Below are 1021 nucleotides of genomic sequence, written 5' to 3'. Positions count from 1 at the left end.
ACGTTCAGGTGCTGCTTGTCGGCACCACCCATCCCGGTAACGTCGGCGCCGCGGCGCGGGCGCTCAAGACCATGGGCCTCTCGCGCCTGGCACTGGTCGCGGCCTGCGCGGTCGACGACCACGCCCGCGCCAACGCCGGCGCCGCCACGGACGTGCTGGACGCCGCGACCGTTACGGCGGATGTGGATACCGCGCTCGCCGGTGCCGGCCGGGTCTTCGGCGTCAGCGCGCGACCGCGCCGTCACGGCGTGCCCGCGCTCAGCCCCCGGGACGCGGCGGCGGAGATCGCCGGTGCGCCGGATACACCGGTGGCGGTGATGTTCGGGCGCGAGCACTCCGGGCTGACCAACGAGGAGATCGGGCGGTGCCACCGTCTGGTCCATATCCCCGCCAATCCGGACTATGCCTCGCTCAATCTGGCCGCGGCGGTTCAGGTCGTGTGCTACGAGCTGCGCCTCGCCGCGGTGGGGGCGGCGCTGCCGACGGCGGGGGTGGACGACGCACCCGCCTCGGCGAATCACCTCGCCGGGCTCTACGACCACCTGGCGCGGGTCATGGCGGCCAGCGGCTACGCGGCGGCGGCGGACCAGAAACACCTCATGCAGCGCCTGCGCCGGCTGTTCAACCGGGCGGTGCCGGAGCACACGGAGGTGAATATCCTTCGCGGGATCCTCGCCGCGGTGGAGCGCAGGCTTCCGCCGCCGGATGGCCGGGAATGAATCCGTACCGTTATACTGCATGCATGATTGCCATGCTGCCCGGTCCCGGCCGTTTCTCGTGTAGCCGGCCCGGATAGCGCCCCGGCGGTGCTATCCGGGCCGGCGCGGGGCCCGCACGTGCCGGTGCTCCGCGTCCCGTGGGCCGCTCAACCATCCACCGGCATCGATACGGGGCCTCCCTTCATCATGTTCGACCGCATCAAGCAAGATATCGCCTGCGTCTTCGACCGTGACCCGGCGGCGCGCAACGTCTTCGAGGTGCTCACCTGCTATCCCGGCGTGCACGCGCTGATCTTCCACCG

At 71.5% G+C, this 1021-nt stretch carries 1 protein-coding gene and 1 pseudogene; both read left to right on the top strand.

Annotated elements, in window-relative coordinates; genetic code table 11:
* A partial coding sequence (locus G7A99_RS20930; RefSeq protein WP_163143824.1) for an RNA methyltransferase occupies positions 1 to 719 on the top strand: 719 nt, incomplete at its 5' end.
* A 186-nt stretch (positions 720 to 905) separates the two neighbouring features.
* Positions 906 to 1021 (top strand): annotated as a pseudogene (locus G7A99_RS20925) (serine O-acetyltransferase); the annotation flags it as partial.

Source organism: Arhodomonas sp. KWT, assembly GCF_010993615.1.
Note: the sequence above shows the minus strand (reverse complement) of the source record. Positions and strands in the feature narration are given on the sequence as shown.